Raw genomic sequence first — 17,946 nt, 5'->3', positions numbered from 1 at the left:
TTGAAGCAGAGGTGACGCTCGGTCACGTGAACGAGCGCCCCGTCTCCTGGTACGGCTTCTGACCATTCCAGTGCTTTTGAGAGGGGGGCGCGCATCAACCGCTCCGCCACTCGAACGAGTGAACCGCACTCCTGAGTTGGCGAACAAGTCACGCCCCGGGCACCGCCCGTCACGCCCCGGTGGTCGGCTGGATCTTCGGGGCAGGCTTTGGCAAGATGCCCCGCCGCACTCCGGCCGGAGGGATTCCTTCCGCTCCTTCCGTCCCTCTGACCTGCTGGTACGGGCCAATCCACAGGCCGTGCAGGGCCCGTGAAGGCATCGTGCAGACTGGCCGCATGCGTATCGAACTCTCGACGGCGGCCGGTACTCCGGGGCGTCCGAACGAGGACTGGGCCGCCACCGTCCTTCCGGCGTCCGGCCAGGGCGGGGGACTCGTCCTGCTCGACGGAGTGACCCCGCCCCAAGGGGACGACGGTTGTGTGCACTCGGTGCCCTGGTTCACCGCGCGGCTGGGTGGATCACTGGTCGAACTGTCCGGATCGCGGCGAGATCTGACCCTCCGGGACATCCTCGCCGAGTCCATCCGGCGCACCGCTGACACCCACCGCTCCCTGTGTGACCTTTCTCACGTCCGCACGCCACAGGCGACGGTGGTCCTGGCGCGTTGGGACGAGGAGGAGGTGGAGCATCTGGTGCTCTCCGACTCGGTGCTGCTGCTGGAGTCCCCGGCGGGGGACGTCTCGGCCGTGCTGGACGACCGGCTGGACCGGGTGCCCGCGGAGTTCCTGGCCTCGGAGGAGATCGCGGACGCCCGGGTGCGGAACAAGGAGGGCGGCTTCTTCACGGCCGCCGCCGACCCGGCCGTCGCGGAACGCGCGGTGACCGGGCGGACCCCGCGCGCCGGCGTGCGCGCGCTCGCGGCGCTGACGGACGGGGCGAGCCGCTGGACGGAGATGTTCCGCGAGGGCGACTGGGCGGCCTGCCTGGGCGTGCTCCGCAAGGAGGGCCCGGAAGGGCTGATCGGCCGCGTGCGCACCCTGGAGAACGCGGACACCGACCGTACGCACCTGGGCCGCGGCAAGGCGCACGACGACGCGACGGCGGTCTACGCCCGACTGTGAGCGGGGCCGCGGCGCGCCGGAGCCGCCGCCGGCTCTCGGCGCGGGCGTTCGGGCGTCAGTCCTCGGCGCGGGCGTTCAGATGGTGCAGCAGCCGGGCCAGCTCGGCGACTTCGGCGCGGTCCCAGTCGGCGAGCTTGCGCACATAGCGGTCGCGGCGGGCGTCGCGGACGCTGCGGAAGCGGGCCAGGCCTTCGTCGGTGAGGTGGACGAGGAAGGCCCGCCCGTCGGCCGGATCGGGCTCCCTGGCCACCAGCCCGAGGTTCTCCAGGGCGCGGAGCTGGCGGCTCATGGTCGCCTTGCCGACGCCGAAGTAGGCGGCGAGGTCGGTGGCGCGCTGGCGCCCGGCCGATTCGAGGCGGACGAGCAGACCGTAGGCGGCCGACTCCAGTTCGGGATGGACCTCGCGCGCCATCTCACCGGAGTTGGCACGGGCGCGGCGGAGGAAGACGGCCAACTCCACCTCCAGGGCGAGGAACTCGTGGTCCACACCATTCCCCCCGGATGCGCCGGGTTCACTCCCGCTTTCGCTCCCGTGCACGTCAACACCCCTCATGAGCTTTCCCGTCGCTGAAAATTTCTTTCACCACAGGTCATCGCCGCAGCTTGGCCAGTATTTCGCAGGAGTAGACCAACGGCGGCGCCCAGGCCCTCTTCCGCCACCGGGTCTACGTGCGTAGCGTCATGCATGGCATGTTCACACCATTGCATGCCGCACCAGGGGCGCGCCCCACGCGCCTCCGGGTCCGCACGTCCCCCCGCAGCTCCCCCCACCCATGCCCTTCGGAGGCACGTCATGCTCGTGCACAGATCCGGCACCAGGACCCACCGCCGCTCGCGCTTCGCCGCGGCCGGAACCCTCCTCGCCGCCCTCTCCCTGCTCATAGCCCTGCCCACCACCGCCGGCGCGGCCGCCACCGCCGGCGACCCCACGGCACCCGCCCGGGGCACGGCCACCATGGGCATGGGCGTCGTCGCCCACGACGGCCAGGGCGGCCTGCCCACCACCCGCGCCGTCCAGACCGAGGGCGTGGACGTCAGCAGCCACCAGGGCAACGTCGCCTGGTCGACGCTCTGGAACAGCGGCGTCAAGTGGGCCTACACCAAGGCCACCGAGGGCACGTACTACACCAACCCGTACTTCGCCCAGCAGTACAACGGCTCGTACAACGTCGGGATGATCCGGGGTTCGTACCACTTCGCCACCCCGGACACGACGAGCGGCGCCACGCAGGCCAACTACTTCGTGGACCACGGCGGCGGCTGGTCGAAGGACGGCAAGACGCTCCCCGGCGTGCTCGACATCGAGTGGAACCCGTACGGCGCGCAGTGCTACGGCAAGACCGCGGCCGGAATGGTCTCCTGGATCCGCGACTTCGTGAACACCTACAAGGCGCGCACCGGACGCGACGCGGTCATCTACACCGCGACGAGCTGGTGGCAGACCTGCACCGGGAACAACGCGAGCTTCGGCACCACCAACCCGCTGTGGGTGGCCCGCTACAACACCACGGTCGGCACGCTCCCGGCCGGCTGGGGCTACTACACGATCTGGCAGTACACCTCGTCCGGCCCGACGGTGGGCGACCACAACCACTTCAACGGTGCCCTCGACCGCGTACAGGCCCTGGCCAACGGCTAGTGCCGTACGCACAGGAGAGCGGTCGGCCCCGGCCGTTACGGAGCCCGGTGATGCACCCCGTCACCGGGCTCCGCCCGTATCCGCAGCCCTGACCAGGTACGATGACGCGCTCAGATCAAAAGGCACCCCCTATACATCGCATGTATACGCGCTATGTATAGTCCTGGCAGTCCGCACATGCGTGCGGGCTGAACCACGAGGGAGTGACCTGTAGTGCCCAGTAGGACGAAATCGATCACCGCGGGGTTGGCCGCCGGCCTTGTGACCGTGCTCACGCTGACACTGAGCGGCTGCTCGATGGAGACCACCGCTCCCGCGACCGCCCGCGCCGATGCCGGTACGGACGCCAAGGGGGAGCTCGGCCCGGTCGACTGCCGCAAGGCGAAGTGCATCGCGCTCACCTTCGACGCGGGGCCCGCCGAGGACACCCCCCACCTCCTGGACATCCTCAAGGAGAAGAAGGTCCACGCCACCTTCTTCCTGCTGGGCAAGAACCACGTGAAGAAGCACCCCGAGACCGTCCGCCGGATCGAGGCGGAGGGGCACGAGGTCGCCAACCACACCTGGTCGCACGAGATCCTGACGGACAAGAAGCCCGCCGAGATACGCGCCGAGCTGGCGAAGACGCAGGACGCGATAGAGGCGATCACCGGCAAGAAGCCCCGGCTGATGCGCCCGCCGCAGGGCCGGACCGACGACACCGTCTCCGGGATCAGCAAGGACCTCGGGCTCTCCCAGATCCTGTGGAGCGCCACCGCCAAGGACTACTCCACGACCGACTCCGCACTGATCGAGAAGCGGATACTCGACCAGGCGAGCCGGGACGGCATCATCCTGCTGCACGACATCTACAAGGGCAGCGTGCCCGCCGTCCCCGGCATCATCGACACGCTGAAGAAGCGGGGCTACACCTTCGTCACCGTCCCCCAGCTGATGGCCCCCGCCGAGCCGGTCCCGGGCACGATCTACCGCCCCTGACCCCTCCCCGTACGCACGGAGACGGCCCGCCTCCCCTCCTGCGAGGGGAAGCGGGCCGTCCGTACCGGCCGCGCGCGTGCCGCCGCGTCCGTCACGCCGCGGGGGCTACGCCGCGGCCGGGATCCTGCGCTCCGCCGGGGCCTGGGCCGGGGCGAGGGCGATCTCCAGGACCTGGCGGACATCGGTGACCGGGTGGACCTCCAGGGTGTCCAGCACCTCGGCGGGGACGTCGTCCAGGTCCGCCTCGTTGCGCTTGGGGATCACCACGGTGGTGATGCCGGCCCGGTGGGCGGCGAGCAGCTTCTGCTTCAGCCCGCCGATCGGGAGCACCCGTCCGGTCAGCGAGACCTCACCGGTCATGGCCACATCCGTGCGGACCAGCCGTCCGGAGAGCAGCGAGGCCAGCGCCGTGGTCATCGTGATGCCCGCGCTCGGACCGTCCTTGGGGACCGCGCCCGCCGGGAAGTGGATGTGCGCGCCGCGGTCCTTCAGATCCGCGACCGGCAGCTCCAGCTCCGCGCCGTGCGACCGCAGGAAGCTCAGCGCGATCTGCGCCGACTCCTTCATGACGTCGCCGAGCTGACCGGTCAGGGTCAGCCCGGACGCCCCGGTCTCCGGATCGGCCAGCGAGGCCTCCACGAAGAGCACGTCACCGCCGGCTCCGGTCACCGCGAGCCCGGTGGCCACGCCCGGCACCGCGGTACGGCGCTCGGCCGGGTCCTGTGCGGACTCGGGGACGTGGTGCGGACGGCCGATGAGGCCGCGCAGATCGTCCTCCGTCACCGTGAACGGCAGCTCCCGGTCGCCCAGCTCGTGCTGGGCCGCGACCTTGCGCAGCAGCCGGGCCACGGCCCGCTCCAGGTTCCGGACCCCGGCCTCCCGGGTGTACTCGCCGGCCAGCTTGCGCAGCGCCGACTCGTCCAGAGCGACCTCGTCCTTCTCCAGACCGGCCCGCTCCAGCTGGCGCGGGAGCAGGTGGTCGCGGGCGATGACGACCTTCTCGTCCTCCGTGTACCCGTCGAGCCTGACCAGCTCCATGCGGTCCAGCAGCGCCTCCGGGATGGCCTCCAGCACATTGGCGGTGGCCAGGAAGACGACGTCGCTGAGGTCGAGTTCGACCTCCAGGTAATGGTCGCGGAAGGTGTGGTTCTGCGCCGGGTCGAGGACTTCGAGGAGGGCGGCGGCCGGGTCGCCCCGGAAGTCGGAGCCGACCTTGTCGATCTCGTCGAGCAGGACGACCGGGTTCATCGAACCGGCCTCCTTGATGGCGCGGACGATACGGCCGGGCAGCGCCCCGACGTACGTACGCCGGTGGCCGCGGATCTCCGCCTCGTCCCGGACGCCGCCGAGCGCGACGCGGACGAACTTCCGGCCCATGGCGTGCGCCACGGATTCGCCGAGCGAGGTCTTGCCGACGCCGGGCGGGCCGACGAGGGCCAGGACCGCGCCGCCGCGCCGCCCGCCGACGACGCCCAGACCGCGGTCGGCCCGGCGCTTGCGCACGGCGAGGTACTCGGTGATGCGTTCCTTCACGTCCTGGAGACCGGCGTGCTCGGCGTCCAGGACCTCCTGGGCGCCCCTGATGTCGTACGCGTCCTCGGTCCGCTCGGTCCAGGGCAGTTCGAGAACGGTGTCCAGCCAGGTCCTGATCCAGGAGCCCTCGGGGCTCTGGTCGGAGGAGCGCTCCAGCTTGTCGACCTCCTTGAGCGCGGCCTCGCGGACGTGCTCGGGCAGATCGGCGGCCTCGACGCGGGCCCGGTAGTCGTCGGACTCGTCCTCCGGATCGCCGTTGAGTTCGGACAGCTCCTTGCGGACGGCGTCGAGCTGGCGCCGCAGCAGGAATTCGCGCTGCTGCTTGTCGACGCCCTCCTGGACGTCCTTGGCGATGGACTCGGCGACGTCCTGTTCGGCGAGGTGCTCACCGAGCCACTGGATGGCGAGCTTCAGCCGGGCGACCGGGTCGGCGGTCTCCAGCAGGCGCACCTTCTGGGCGGTGGTGAGGAAGGGGGAGTACCCGGAGTTGTCGGCGAGCGCGGAAACGCCCTCGATCTGCTGGACCCGGTCCACGACCTGCCAGGCCCCGCGCTTCTTCAGCCAGCTGGTGGCGAGCGCCTTGTACTCCTTGACCAGGTCGGCGACGGCTCCGGGGAGGGGGTCGGGGACGGAGACGTCGACCCGGGTCCCTTCCACCCAGAGGGCGGCGCCGGGGCCGCTGGTCCCGGCCCCGATCCGCACCCGTCCGCGACCGCGGATGAGCGCGCCGGGGTCGCCGTCGGAGAGCCGGCCGACCTGTTCGACGGTGCCGATGACACCGATCCCGGTGTAGGTCCCGTCGATGCGCGGGACGAGCAGCACCTCGGGCTTGCCGCCGCCGTCCCGGGCGGCGGCCTGCGCGGCCTCGACCGCGGAGCGCACATCGGTGTCGGACAGGTCCAGAGGCACCACCATGCCGGGCAGCACGACCTCGTCGTCGAGCGGCAGCACAGGCAGAACCAGCGGCGTGACGGCAGTGGACTCAGTAGCCATGATCTCCCCTTCGGCATTCAAGTTGAGCTATGTGGACTCAATGCATATGAGCCTCCCAATGTTCCCGAGGGTGTGTTCGCTGTGAGCGATCGCGGTACGCCGTCCGGGGGACGCCGCTTCCGGACACCCCTGCCAACGCGGCACGAGCCCCGGGTAGTCCCCGGCCCCGCCCCGTGGCGCGCGGCCGGGCGGGAATCGTGTGGAACGGCGCGCCGCGGCCCGACAGGATGACCCCATGACCGGCTTCCCGCTTCCCGTCCAGGCCCTGATCGTCGTCGATGTGCAGAAGGCGGGGGTGACCGGCGACCGGGCCGTTCCCGGCGCGGACGCGCTGCTGGAGCGGACGGCGGGGCTGCTGGCGCGGGCGCGGGCCGCGGGCGCCCTGGTGGTGCACCTCCAGAACGACGGCGGCCCGGGGTCGGGCGACGCCCCGTACACCCCGGGCTGGGAGCTGCACCTGCCCGTGCGGCCGGGCCCGTCGGAGTTCGTGGTCCGCAAGACCCGGGACGACGGGTTCGCGGGGACGCCGCTGGGCGCGCTGCTGGACGGGGCCGGGGTGGAGGCGGTCGCGCTGTGCGGGGTGATGTCGGAGATGTGTGTCCAGGCGACGGCCCGCACCGCGCTGGCGCGGGACTACCGGGTGGTCCTCCCCCATGACGCCCACGCCACGCAGGACGTCCCGGCCGTACCCGGCGTCAGCGAGGCGGTCCCGGCCGCCGTGGTGTCCCGGGTCGCCGCCTGGGCGGTCAGCGCCGATTCCGACGTGACGACACCGGCCGCCCGGGTGTCCTTCGCCGCGCCCCCGTTCCCGGCCGGAACGGCGCGGTCCGCCGACACGTACGCGGAACGGGGCCTGGACCGGGACGGTCTGATCCGGCGCGAGGGCGCGCTCGACCGGGTCACCGCGGAGTTCGCCCCCGTGGTCGCGGCGGCGCGCGAGGCGATCGCCGCGGCCTTCGGCCCCGACCGGCTCGACAGCGCGTACGTCTACGGGAGCATCCCGCGCGGCACCGCCGTCCCCGGCGTCTCGGACCTCGATCTGCAGATCGCCCTGCGCTCGGCGCCCACGGACGGCGACCGGAAAACCGCCGATGCTTTCGGGGCGGAACTCGACGCCGCCTTCGACGTGATCGACGGCGCCGGGGTGCTGCTGGCCTCCGCCGACACCCTGCTCAGCCGGCTGGAACGGCACGACCTCGGCTTCTTCACCGCCTGTCTCTGCACCCCGCTGCTCGGCGACGACCTCGCGGGCCGGCTCCCCCGCTACCGCCCCACCTCGCTCCTCGCCCGCGAGACCAACGGCGATCTGTGCCTCCTGCTCCCGAACTGGCGCGCCCGCGCCGCCGAGGCCGCCACGGACGACGCCCGCCGCGCCCTGAGCCGGGGCGTGGCCCGCCGTGTCGTGCGCACCGCCTTCACCCTCGTCATGCCCGAATGGGGCGGCTGGACCAGCGACCTCACCCGCTCCGCCGAGCTCTTCGCCCGCTACCGCCCCGACGCTCCGGACCGGGCGGAGCAGATCCGCACCGCCGCCCGCGTCGCCCGGACCCCGAGCCCCGACCCCGCCGTCCTCTCCCTCCTCGTCGACGACCTGGCCCCGTGGCTGGCCGCCGAGCACCTCGCGGCGCACGGGGAGAAGACACCGCGTCCCTGACGGGGCGCGGCCCCGCGCCCACGCCCCCATTGGCCCCGGCCGTCCCCGTCGCGACAGGATGGCGGGAGACCGACCGACGGACACCCACCGGAGATACCCGCGCCATGCCTGCTGCTTTCGGCCCCGACGCCCTCGCCCCCGTGACCCTGGACCGCAGGGAGGGGCCGTACGGAGAGGTCGTGCTGCGCAGGCGGGGCGACGACTTCGAGATCATCGCGAACGGGTGCTTCCTCATGGACACCTCGGACGGGCGGTCCGAGCGGCTGCTGATCGATGCCGCGCTGGAGGCGCTGCCGGCGGAGCGGACCGATCCGGCCGTGCTGATCGGCGGGCTGGGGGTGGGATTCTCGCTGGCGCGCGCGGCCGACGAGCCCCGATGGGGGCGGATCGCGGTCGCCGAGCGGGAGGAGGCCATCGTCGACTGGCACCGGAACGGACCGCTGGCCGGGATCTCGGGGCCGGCGCTCGCCGATCCGCGTACGGAGATCCTGACGACGGACCTCGTCACATATCTGCATATGACTACGGACTGTTACGACGCGCTGTGCCTGGACATCGACAACGGGCCGGACTGGACGGTGACGGAGGACAACGGGAATCTCTACGCGCCGGCCGGTCTCGCGGACTGCCGGGCGCGGCTCACACCGGGCGGGGTGCTCGCGGTGTGGTCGGCACAACCGTCCGAGACCTTCGAACAAGCCCTACGGAATGCCGGATTCACAGGGGTCCGTACCGAAGAAGTGGGCGTTGCCCGAGGTGTGCCCGACGTGGTTCATCTCGCAATCCGGCCGGCCTGAGATCCCCCCACCGGGTATGCGGACCCCCGGGACGCCCGGGGGCCAAGCGCCACAAGCGCGACACTCCGCCTCTTCCCCGCGCCCGTTCCGTGCCCCGCGCGCCCGTGCCGGCTTGCACCCTGCGTAGCCGGATGACGTCCGCTGCCTCTACGCTGCTGACCGATAGCGGGATCACCCACGAAATCCACGAGCGAAGACCGTACGTCCGGGGGAATGACCTCCGTGAGAACGGGCAGGGGCGGGGCGATGGAACAGACACACACCACCCACACAGGTGTCGCGGCCACCCCGGGCGCGCAGCGCCGTGTGCTGGTGGTCGAGGACGACGCCACGATCGTCGACGCCATCTCCGCCCGTCTGCGGGCCGAGGGCTTCCTGGTGCAGACCGCGCTCGACGGCCCGGCGGCCGTGGACGCGGCCGAGGCCTGGCAGCCGGACCTGATGGTCCTCGACATCATGCTTCCCGGTTTCGACGGCCTGGAGGTCTGCCGCCGGGTCCAGGCCCAGCGGCCCGTCCCGGTCCTCATGCTGACCGCCCGGGACGACGAGACGGACATGCTGGTCGGGCTCGGCGTCGGCGCCGACGACTACATGACCAAACCGTTCTCCATGCGCGAGCTGGCGGCCCGGGTGCACGTCCTGCTGCGCCGGGTGGAGCGGGCCGCGCTGGCCGCCGTGACGCCCCGCAGCGGCATACTGCGCCTCGGCGAGCTGGAGATCGACCACGCCCAGCGGCGGGTCCGGGTCCGCGCCGAGGACGTGCACCTCACCCCGACCGAGTTCGACCTGCTGGTCTGCCTGGCCAACACCCCGCGCGCGGTGCTCTCCCGGGAGCAGCTGCTGGCGGAGGTCTGGGACTGGGCGGACGCCTCGGGCACCCGGACCGTCGACAGTCACATCAAGGCGCTGCGCCGGAAGATCGGCGCGGAGCGGATCCGTACCGTGCACGGCGTCGGCTACGCGCTGGAGACCCCCGCGCCATGACACCGCCCGGACCGGGGCTTCGGCCGTTCTCCATCAAGGCCAAGCTGGGCACACTGGTCGTGGTCTCGGTGTTCATCACCACCGGACTGCTCATGGTCGCGCTGCGCACCCGTACGGAGCTGCGCTTCATCACCGTGTTCTCGGTGATCGCGACGCTGCTGATCACCCAGTTCGTGGCGCACGGCCTGACCGCGCCGCTGGACGAGATGCGGGCGGTGGCCCGGTCGATCTCGCACGGCGACTACACCCGGCGGGTGAGCGGCGCCGACCGGCGCGACGAGCTGGGCGACCTGGCCCAGACGATCAATCTGATGGCGGACGACCTGGCCGCCGTGGACCGGCACCGCAAGGAGCTGGTGGCGAACGTCTCCCACGAGCTCCGCACGCCCATCGCGGCGCTGCGGGCCGTCCTGGAGAACGTGGTGGACGGGGTGTCCTCCGCCGATCCCGAGACGATGCGCACCGCGCTGAAACAGACCGAGCGGCTGGGCCGGCTGGTGGAGACGCTGCTGGACCTGTCCCGGCTGGACAACGGCGTGGTCACGCTGAAGGCGAACCGCTTCGAGGTGTGGCCCTATCTCTCCGGGGTCCTCAAGGAGGCGAACCTGGCCGCCACGCACCGCCGGCTCTCCTCGGGCTCGGGCAACCACTCCCGCAAGGACGTTCATCTGCATCTGGACGTCTCGCCGCCGGAGCTGACCGCGCACGCCGACGCGGAGCGGCTGCACCAAGTGGTGGCCAATCTCATCGACAACGCGGTGAAGCACAGTCCGCCGCACGGCCGGGTCACCGTCCTGGCCCGGCGCGGCCCGCAGCCCGAGTCGCTGCTCCTGGAGGTCACGGACGAGGGTCCCGGCATCCCGGAGTCCGAGCGGCACCGGGTCTTCGAGCGCTTCAACCGGGGCGAGGTGCCCTCTCCGCACGGCCCCGGCAGCGACGGCGGCACGGGCCTCGGCCTGGCGATCGCCCGCTGGGCGGTGGATCTGCACGGGGGCCGGATCGGCGTGGCCGAATCCGCGCGCGGCTGCCGCATACGCGTCACTCTTCCGGGGATCCCTCAGCCCCGAGGTTGACATAGGGTTCGAGCCGGAAGGGCACGTTCTGCGTGTTCTGTTCAAGGGGTACGGTCCAGGGGGCCGTACCTTCGGCCTCGCGTACCCGGACTGAAGCGGAACCAGGCTTGTTTCCCGCCATTTCCTGCGCCGAAACCCGTCTTCCGATGTGACTTGCACGACGAAGCCCGGCCCGGCCTGCAAGGAATGGTCAGGGAGGCGTAGCCTTGATTTCCGCTGTCCATCACCTTGTGAAGCGGAAGAGGGCGGTTGCCGCCGTGTCGTCTCAGTCCCCCAGTAACTCGAGCATCTCGACCGACCAAGCAGGCCCGGGTACGAACCCGGCCGCTGCCTTCGGCCCCAATGAGTGGCTCGTCGACGAGATCTACCAGCAGTACCTCCAGGATCCCAGTTCGGTCGATCGCGCCTGGTGGGACTTCTTCGCCGACTACAAGCCGGGTACGTCCGGCACGGCGGACAAGCCCGTTCCCGGTGCCGCGCCCGTGACCCCGGCGGCCCCGGCCGCCGCACCGGCCGCACCGCCCGCCGCTGCCGCCCCGAAGCCCGCGGCCCAGCCCGCGCCCGCCGCTCCGGCGGCCCCGGCCCCGGCGAAGGCCGCACCCGCGAAGGCCGCCCCGGCGCCCGCCGCGAAGGCCCCCGCCGCGAAGGCGAAGGCCGCCGCGGACACCGAGGCCTCGGCCGGTCCGGAATACGTGACGCTGCGCGGTCCGTCCGCCGCGGTCGCGAAGAACATGAACGCCTCGCTGGAGCTGCCCACGGCCACGTCCGTGCGCGCCGTCCCGGTGAAGCTGCTCTTCGACAACCGCATCGTCATCAACAACCACCTCAAGCGGGCCCGCGGCGGGAAGATCTCCTTCACGCACCTCATCGGGTACGCGATGGTGCAGGCCCTCAAGGCCATGCCGGCGATGAACTACTCCTTCGCGGAGAAGGACGGCAAGCCGACCCTCGTCAAGCCGGAGCACGTCAACCTCGGCCTCGCCATCGACCTGGTGAAGCCGAACGGTGACCGCCAGCTGGTCGTCGCGGCCATCAAGAAGGCCGAGACGCTCAACTTCTTCGAGTTCTGGCAGGCCTACGAGGACATCGTCCGCCGCGCCCGCAACGGCAAGCTCGGCATGGACGACTTCACCGGCGTCACCGCCTCGCTGACCAACCCCGGCGGCATCGGCACCGTCCACTCGGTGCCCCGCCTGATGCCCGGACAGGGCCTCATCATGGGCGTCGGCGCGATGGACTACCCGGCGGAGTTCCAGGGCACCTCCCAGGACACCCTGAACAAGCTGGGCATCTCGAAGGTCATGACCCTGACCTCGACGTACGACCACCGGGTGATCCAGGGCGCCGCCTCCGGCGAGTTCCTGCGGGTCCTCTCCCAGCTGCTGCTCGGCGAGAACGAGTTCTACGACGAGATCTTCAAGGCGCTGCGCATCCCCTACGAGCCGGTCCGCTGGCTCAAGGACATCGACGCCTCGCACGACGACGACGTCACCAAGGCCGCGCGGGTCTTCGAGCTGATCCACTCCTACCGGGTCCGCGGCCACGTCATGGCCGACACCGACCCGCTGGAGTACCACCAGCGCAAGCACCCCGACCTGGACATCACCGAGCACGGCCTCACCCTGTGGGACCTGGAGCGGGACTTCGCGGTCGGCGGTTTCGCCGGCAAGACGATGATGAAGCTCCGCGACATCCTCGGTGTGCTGCGCGAGTCGTACTGCCGCACCACCGGCATCGAGTTCATGCACATCCAGGACCCGAAGCAGCGCAAGTGGCTCCAGGACCGGGTGGAGCGTCCGCGCCCCAAGCCCGAGCGCGAGGAGCAGCTGCGCATCCTGCGCCGGCTGAACGCCGCGGAGGCCTTCGAGACCTTCCTGCAGACCAAGTACGTCGGCCAGAAGCGGTTCTCGCTGGAGGGCGGCGAGTCCGTCATCCCGCTGCTCGACGCGGTCATCGACTCCGCCGCCGAGGCCCGCCTCGACGAGGTCGTCATCGGCATGGCCCACCGCGGCCGGCTCAACGTCCTCGCCAACATCGTGGGCAAGTCGTACGCCCAGATCTTCCGCGAGTTCGAGGGCAACCTCGACCCCCGGTCGATGCACGGCTCCGGCGACGTCAAGTACCACCTGGGCGCCGAGGGCACCTTCACCGGACTGGACGGCGAGCAGATCAAGGTCTCGCTGGCCGCCAACCCCTCGCACCTGGAGGCGGTCGACCCGGTCCTGGAGGGCATCGCCCGCGCCAAGCAGGACATCATCAACAAGGGCGGCACGGACTTCACCGTCCTGCCCGTCGCGCTCCACGGCGACGCGGCCTTCGCGGGCCAGGGCGTCGTCGCCGAGACGCTCAACATGTCGCAGCTGCGCGGCTACCGCACCGGCGGCACCGTGCACGTGGTGATCAACAACCAGGTCGGCTTCACCGCCGCCCCGGAGTCCTCGCGCTCCTCGATGTACGCCACGGACGTGGCGCGCATGATCGAGGCGCCGATCATCCACGTCAACGGCGACGACCCCGAGGCCGTCGTCCGCGTCGCGCGGCTCGCCTTCGAGTTCCGGCAGGCGTTCAACAAGGACGTCGTGATCGACCTCATCTGCTACCGCCGCCGCGGTCACAACGAGGGCGACAACCCGGAGTTCACCAACCCGCAGATGTACACCCTGATCGACAAGAAGCGCTCGGTGCGCAAGCTCTACACCGAGTCCCTGATCGGTCGCGGCGACATCACCCTGGAAGAGGCGGAGCAGGCGCTCCAGGACTTCCAGGGCCAGCTGGAGAAGGTCTTCGCCGAGGTCCGCGAGGCCACCTCGCAGCCGGCGCAGCCGCACGTCTCCGACCCGCAGGCCGAGTTCCCGGTGGCCGTGACCACCGCGGTCTCCGCCGAGGTCGTCAAGCGGATCGCCGAGTCCCAGGTCAACATCCCGGACTCGATCACCGTCCACCCGCGCCTGATGCCGCAGATGCAGCGCCGCGCCACCTCGGTGGAGAACGGCACGATCGACTGGGGCATGGGCGAGACCCTGGCCATCGGTTCGCTGCTGATGGAGGGCACCCCGGTCCGGCTCGCCGGCCAGGACAGCCGCCGCGGCACCTTCGGTCAGCGCCACGCGGTGCTCGTCGACCAGAAGACCGGCGAGGACTACACCCCGCTGCTCTACCTGGCCGACGACCAGGCCCGGTACAACGTCTACGACTCGCTGCTCAGCGAGTACGCGGCGATGGGCTTCGAGTACGGCTACTCGCTGGCCCGCCCGGAGTCGCTGGTCATCTGGGAGGCGCAGTTCGGTGACTTCGTCAACGGCGCGCAGACCGTCGTCGACGAGTTCATCTCCTCGGCCGAACAGAAGTGGGGCCAGACCTCCGGCGTCACGCTGCTGCTGCCGCACGGTTACGAGGGCCAGGGCCCGGACCACTCGTCCGCCCGCCCGGAGCGCTTCCTCCAGATCTGTGCGCAGAACAACATGACGGTCGCGATGCCGACCCTGCCGTCGAACTACTTCCACCTGCTGCGGTGGCAGGTGCACAACCCGCACCACAAGCCGCTCATCGTCTTCACCCCGAAGTCGATGCTCCGCCTCAAGGCGGCGGCCTCGAAGGCGGAGGAGTTCACCACCGGCGGCTTCCGCCCGGTGATCGGCGACGACACCGTCGACCCGAGCGCCGTCCGCAAGGTCGTCTTCTGCGCCGGCAAGGTCTACTACGACCTGGAGGCCGAGCGTCAGAGCCGCGGCGTCACGGACACCGCGATCATCCGTCTGGAGCGCCTGTACCCGCTGCCGGGTGCCGAGCTCCAGGCCGAGATCGCCAAGTACCCGAACGCCGAGAAGTACCTCTGGGCCCAGGAGGAGCCGGCCAACCAGGGCGCCTGGCCGTTCATCGCCCTGAACCTGATCGACCACCTGGACCTGGCCGTCGGCGCGGACGTCCCGCACGGCGAGCGCCTGCGCCGCATCTCGCGGCCGCACAGCTCGTCCCCGGCGGTCGGCTCGGCCAAGCGCCACCAGGCCGAGCAGGCGCAGCTGGTCGCGGAGGTCTTCGAGGCCTGAGCGGCACCACGGTCACAGGGAAAGGCCCGGTCCGCGCATTGCGCGGACCGGGCCTTTCCGGTGGTTCCGAGCGGCGACCAGTCGCCGGTCTCAGATGACCAGTGGCTCGAAGTCCCAGTACGGGCGGTTCCGGGAACGGGCCGACACCGTGTGCACATGCTGAGCGCCGAGCGTGGACACCAGATCCTCCAGCGCCTCGCCCTCGATCTTCTCGGCCCGCTGCCGGTCCTGCAGGCCCCGCAGATCGGCGGCGTGGGCGATCCGGGCCGAGAGGGTCAGTGGGTGGGTGCGGCCCAGGGTCTCGACCGCGCGCACGATGACGGAGTCCGTCAGCTCGGCGGCACCCTCGGGGTCACCCATCAGGTTCCGCAGCGCCGAGGCGTTGATGCCGCAGCCCAGCGTCCACGGATGGTTCTCGCCGACGGCCCGGGTCATCGCGGCGAGCGATTCCTCCAGGAGGGCGTGAGCGTGCTCGCGCTCCCCGACGTTGCGCAGGATCAGCGCGTGGTTGGACCGGGTGCCCGACGTGTACGGGTGGTTCTCGCCGAGGATGTCCGCATAGCCGCCGACGACCTTCTCGCTTATGGCCCTGGCCTGGTCGATGTTGCCGTGCTCCCTGGCGAAGCAGCTCTGGCCCGCCGCGAACATCATCGTCAGCGGGTCGTTCTCCCCCAGAACACGCTCGCCTCGCTCCAGGACCCGGCTGAACAAGGTGGCGGCACCGGCCCGGTCACCGCTCCGGTAGTGGCACAGAGCGAGGTTGTGCTCGGCACACAGGGTCTGCGGATGGTCCGGGCCCAGAACGCGACGGTGCATCTGGACGCTCTGGTTCTGCAGCGACAGCGCCTCGTTGTAGCGTCCGAGGAACCGGAGGTCGGTGGAGTAGTGGATCTCCGAGAGGAGGGTCCAGGTGTGCCGCTGACGCAGGAGCTGACGGCGGGCGTCGAGGGTGCGTCCGTTGAGTTCGAGGGATTCGGTGTACCTGCCGAGCAGCCGGAGCGTCACGGCCAGGTTGTTCTGTGCGTTGACCGTGCGGTAGTCCTGATCGCCGAGCAGTTCGTGGTAGCCGGCCAGTACCCAGTTGGAGATGTCCAGCGCCTCGTCGTATCGCCCCAGTCCGCGCAGATCGGCCGCCAGCCCGTTGGCAGCGCGCAGATGCTCCAGATCGTGGGTGCCCCGCTGCTCCCGCAGATGGTTCACCGCCGCGCGTTCGATGACCTCGGTGGCCGCGTAGTCTCCGACCGCTCGCAGCAGGTTGGCGTAGTGGTAGCTGAGGTCCCAGATCCTGAGGTGGTTCTCGCCGAACATCTCCTTCCAGGCGGTCATGGCGCGTTCGCCCAGCTTGATGCCCGCCCGGTACTCCCCCGACATGTACATGTAGCGCAGGCAGTTGAGGACCAGCGTCTGCACAGCCGGGTCCGTGCTCCTGAGTACGTCGGCCCACTTCAGATGCGGGGTGATCTCGGCGTACGCGGGCCACGTACGAGTGTCGGCCGGACGGCCGGGGTCCGCCGCCGCGAGGGCGCGCCGGACGACGTCGACGAACTCCTCCCGGTTCTCTTCGGTCATGTCATGACCGACGATCTGGTGGACCATGCGGTGCATGTAGAGGGATTCCCCGGAGGACGTCGCGTCGACGACCGACTCGTGGGACTCCAGCCGGACCACGGAGTACTGGCGGAGCTGGCCGATCGCCCGGTTCCACAGCAGGGGATCGTTCATCAGCCCGGCGACTTGTTCGGGCAGGTCCCCGGGAGGCATCTCCTTCAGGAGTCGTACCGGGATCGAGCCGGGTGCGAAGAAGCTGCACAGCCGCAGCAGATCCACGGATTCCGGAACGGTGTCCCTGATCTTGTTGAGCAGTATCGACCAGGCCGTCTGGAAGGCGAGTGGGAAGTCGGCGGAGACCTTGACGACGTTCTGGTCGATGCCGCCTTCGAGGAGTTCGATGTATTCCTCGACCGACAGGTCCGAGTCATTGAGCCAGCCCGCGGTCTGGTCGAGGAGCAGCGGCAGGTCTTCGAGGGCCACGGCGAGCTGATCGGCCTCGGCCAGTGTCAGGCGCGGGGCCCGGCGGCGGATGAACGCCACGGACTCCTCACGCCGGTAGACAGGGATCTCCACCAGGTTGCTGTTGTGCTCGCTCCACTCCGGGTTGCGGGAGGTGATCAGCACATGTCCGGGTCCGGTGGGTACCAGGTCCCCGATCTGGTCGGGTTCGTCGGCGCCGTCCAGGATCAGCAGCCAGTGGCCGTACGGGGTGCCGCGACGCAGCGAGTCGCGTACGGCGCGCAGCCGCTCGCCGTACTCGGCACCGGTGGACAGACCGAGTTCCGGGGCGAGTTCGGCGAGCTTCTGCCGGTAGAGCGCGCGCCGGTCCGCGGGCACCCACCACACCACGTCGTACTCGGAGCCGAAGCGGTAGACGTACTCGGCGGCCAGCTGGGTCTTGCCGACACCGGACATGCCGTGCAGGGTGACGACGCCCGCGCCCGGTCCGGAGTCCTGGAGCGCCCGATAGGCGTCGTTGAGCAGTTGCTCCCGCCCGGTGAATCGGATGTTGCGGCGCGGGACTCCGCCCCAGACCTGCGGGGTGTCGGACGGGAATCGCGGTCCGGGCGGGCCCACGTCGGCCAGGGGGCCGGTGGGCAGTCCCAGCCGGACGAGGAGCCGGCGCTCCGCCTCCTCCGCGCCGATGTTGGTGAGGTCGGCGGCAGCGAGGGCGGCGGTGGCTCCGGGGAGCGCGGACGTGGTGACGGAGACGGCGGCAAACCGGTCGGGGTGGGGGGCCACTTCGGAGCGCAGGGCCCGGTTCCACTCCTCGTGGCTGCGGGGACCGAGCTGGAAGTACCAGTCGCTGAGGATCACCAGGACACGTCCGGGGGCAAGAGTGAGATCGCGCAGCGACTCCTCCAGCGGGACCGAGACCGGGGGGTCGTACCGCTGTTGGACGACCGTCACCCCGCGCCGCTCCAGTCGGTCCGTGATCCAGGCCGCCCACGCGCGGTTGAAGCCGGCGAAACTGATCGTGACGGTGTCCGTCCCGGCTACTCCAACGTGCTTACGCGTTCCGGGCATTCAGCCGTCTCCCTGCCTCGATACGAGCCTTGTCAACATACACCGGGGCA

10 protein-coding genes and 1 pseudogene are annotated in these 17,946 nt (G+C 70.7%); 8 read left to right on the top strand and 3 right to left on the bottom strand.

The window, feature by feature from the left end; translation table 11 throughout:
- Nucleotides 1-335: 335 nt before the first annotated feature.
- On the top strand, nucleotides 336-1,121 hold the full coding sequence (locus ACFVDM_RS08945) for a hypothetical protein (RefSeq protein ID WP_383634961.1): 786 nt from the start codon (nucleotides 336-338) through the stop codon (nucleotides 1,119-1,121).
- A 55-nt stretch (nucleotides 1,122-1,176) separates the two neighbouring features.
- Here ACFVDM_RS08945 and ACFVDM_RS08940 read toward each other — a convergent pair whose 3' ends face one another.
- Entirely contained in the window at nucleotides 1,177-1,674 is a 498-nt protein-coding gene (locus tag ACFVDM_RS08940; RefSeq protein ID WP_383634959.1) for a MarR family winged helix-turn-helix transcriptional regulator, read from the bottom strand.
- A 240-nt stretch (nucleotides 1,675-1,914) separates the two neighbouring features.
- On the opposite strand from ACFVDM_RS08940, the gene ACFVDM_RS08935 reads away from it, so the two are divergent.
- Together ACFVDM_RS08935 and ACFVDM_RS08930 are read left to right on the top strand one after the other, a co-directional pair.
- On the top strand, nucleotides 1,915-2,760 hold the full coding sequence (locus tag ACFVDM_RS08935) for a lysozyme (RefSeq protein WP_383634957.1): 846 nt from the start codon (nucleotides 1,915-1,917) through the stop codon (nucleotides 2,758-2,760).
- Nucleotides 2,761-3,057: 297 nt separating this feature from the next.
- Nucleotides 3,058-3,738 (top strand): polysaccharide deacetylase family protein, encoded by a 681-nt coding sequence (locus tag ACFVDM_RS08930; RefSeq protein WP_383635447.1) that lies wholly within the window; start codon nucleotides 3,058-3,060, stop codon nucleotides 3,736-3,738.
- Nucleotides 3,739-3,843: 105 nt separating this feature from the next.
- Here the strand turns inward: ACFVDM_RS08930 and lon are convergent, their stop codons facing one another.
- Nucleotides 3,844-6,264 carry an endopeptidase La gene (gene lon, locus ACFVDM_RS08925; protein WP_383634955.1) on the bottom strand — a complete coding sequence of 807 codons (2,421 nt, stop codon included), beginning with the start codon at nucleotides 6,262-6,264 and terminating at the stop codon, nucleotides 3,844-3,846.
- Between the two features lie 235 nt (nucleotides 6,265-6,499).
- Between lon and ACFVDM_RS08920 the strand changes: the two are divergent.
- The 5 genes and pseudogenes from ACFVDM_RS08920 to ACFVDM_RS08900 form a co-directional block, all read left to right on the top strand.
- Nucleotides 6,500-7,069, top strand: a pseudogene (locus ACFVDM_RS08920) (isochorismatase family protein); the annotation flags it as partial.
- A gap of 953 nt (nucleotides 7,070-8,022) precedes the next feature.
- Nucleotides 8,023-8,715, top strand: coding sequence for a spermidine synthase (locus ACFVDM_RS08915; protein ID WP_383634953.1), 693 nt, complete (start codon nucleotides 8,023-8,025; stop codon nucleotides 8,713-8,715).
- A 246-nt stretch (nucleotides 8,716-8,961) separates the two neighbouring features.
- Entirely contained in the window at nucleotides 8,962-9,699 is a 738-nt protein-coding gene (locus ACFVDM_RS08910) for a response regulator transcription factor (RefSeq protein WP_383634951.1), read from the top strand.
- A complete protein-coding gene (locus tag ACFVDM_RS08905) occupies nucleotides 9,696-10,772 on the top strand; it encodes an ATP-binding protein (protein ID WP_383634949.1) in 1,077 nt (358 codons plus the stop codon). Before ACFVDM_RS08910 ends, ACFVDM_RS08905 begins: the two co-directional genes overlap by 4 nt.
- A gap of 257 nt (nucleotides 10,773-11,029) precedes the next feature.
- The gene (locus ACFVDM_RS08900) at nucleotides 11,030-14,818 is read left to right on the top strand and encodes a multifunctional oxoglutarate decarboxylase/oxoglutarate dehydrogenase thiamine pyrophosphate-binding subunit/dihydrolipoyllysine-residue succinyltransferase subunit (RefSeq protein WP_383634947.1); all 3,789 of its coding nucleotides are present in this window, start codon (nucleotides 11,030-11,032) and stop codon (nucleotides 14,816-14,818) included.
- 90 nt (nucleotides 14,819-14,908) lie between these two features.
- On the opposite strand, the gene fxsT is transcribed toward ACFVDM_RS08900, so the two are convergent.
- On the bottom strand, nucleotides 14,909-17,896 hold the full coding sequence (gene fxsT, locus ACFVDM_RS08895; RefSeq protein ID WP_383634945.1) for an FxSxx-COOH system tetratricopeptide repeat protein: 2,988 nt from the start codon (nucleotides 17,894-17,896) through the stop codon (nucleotides 14,909-14,911).
- Nucleotides 17,897-17,946 lie beyond the last annotated feature (50 nt).

The organism is Streptomyces sp. NPDC057682, from assembly GCF_042799575.1.
In the GTDB taxonomy this organism is placed as follows: Bacteria; Actinomycetota; Actinomycetes; order Streptomycetales; family Streptomycetaceae; genus Streptomyces.
Note: the sequence above shows the minus strand (reverse complement) of the source record. Positions and strands in the feature narration are given on the sequence as shown.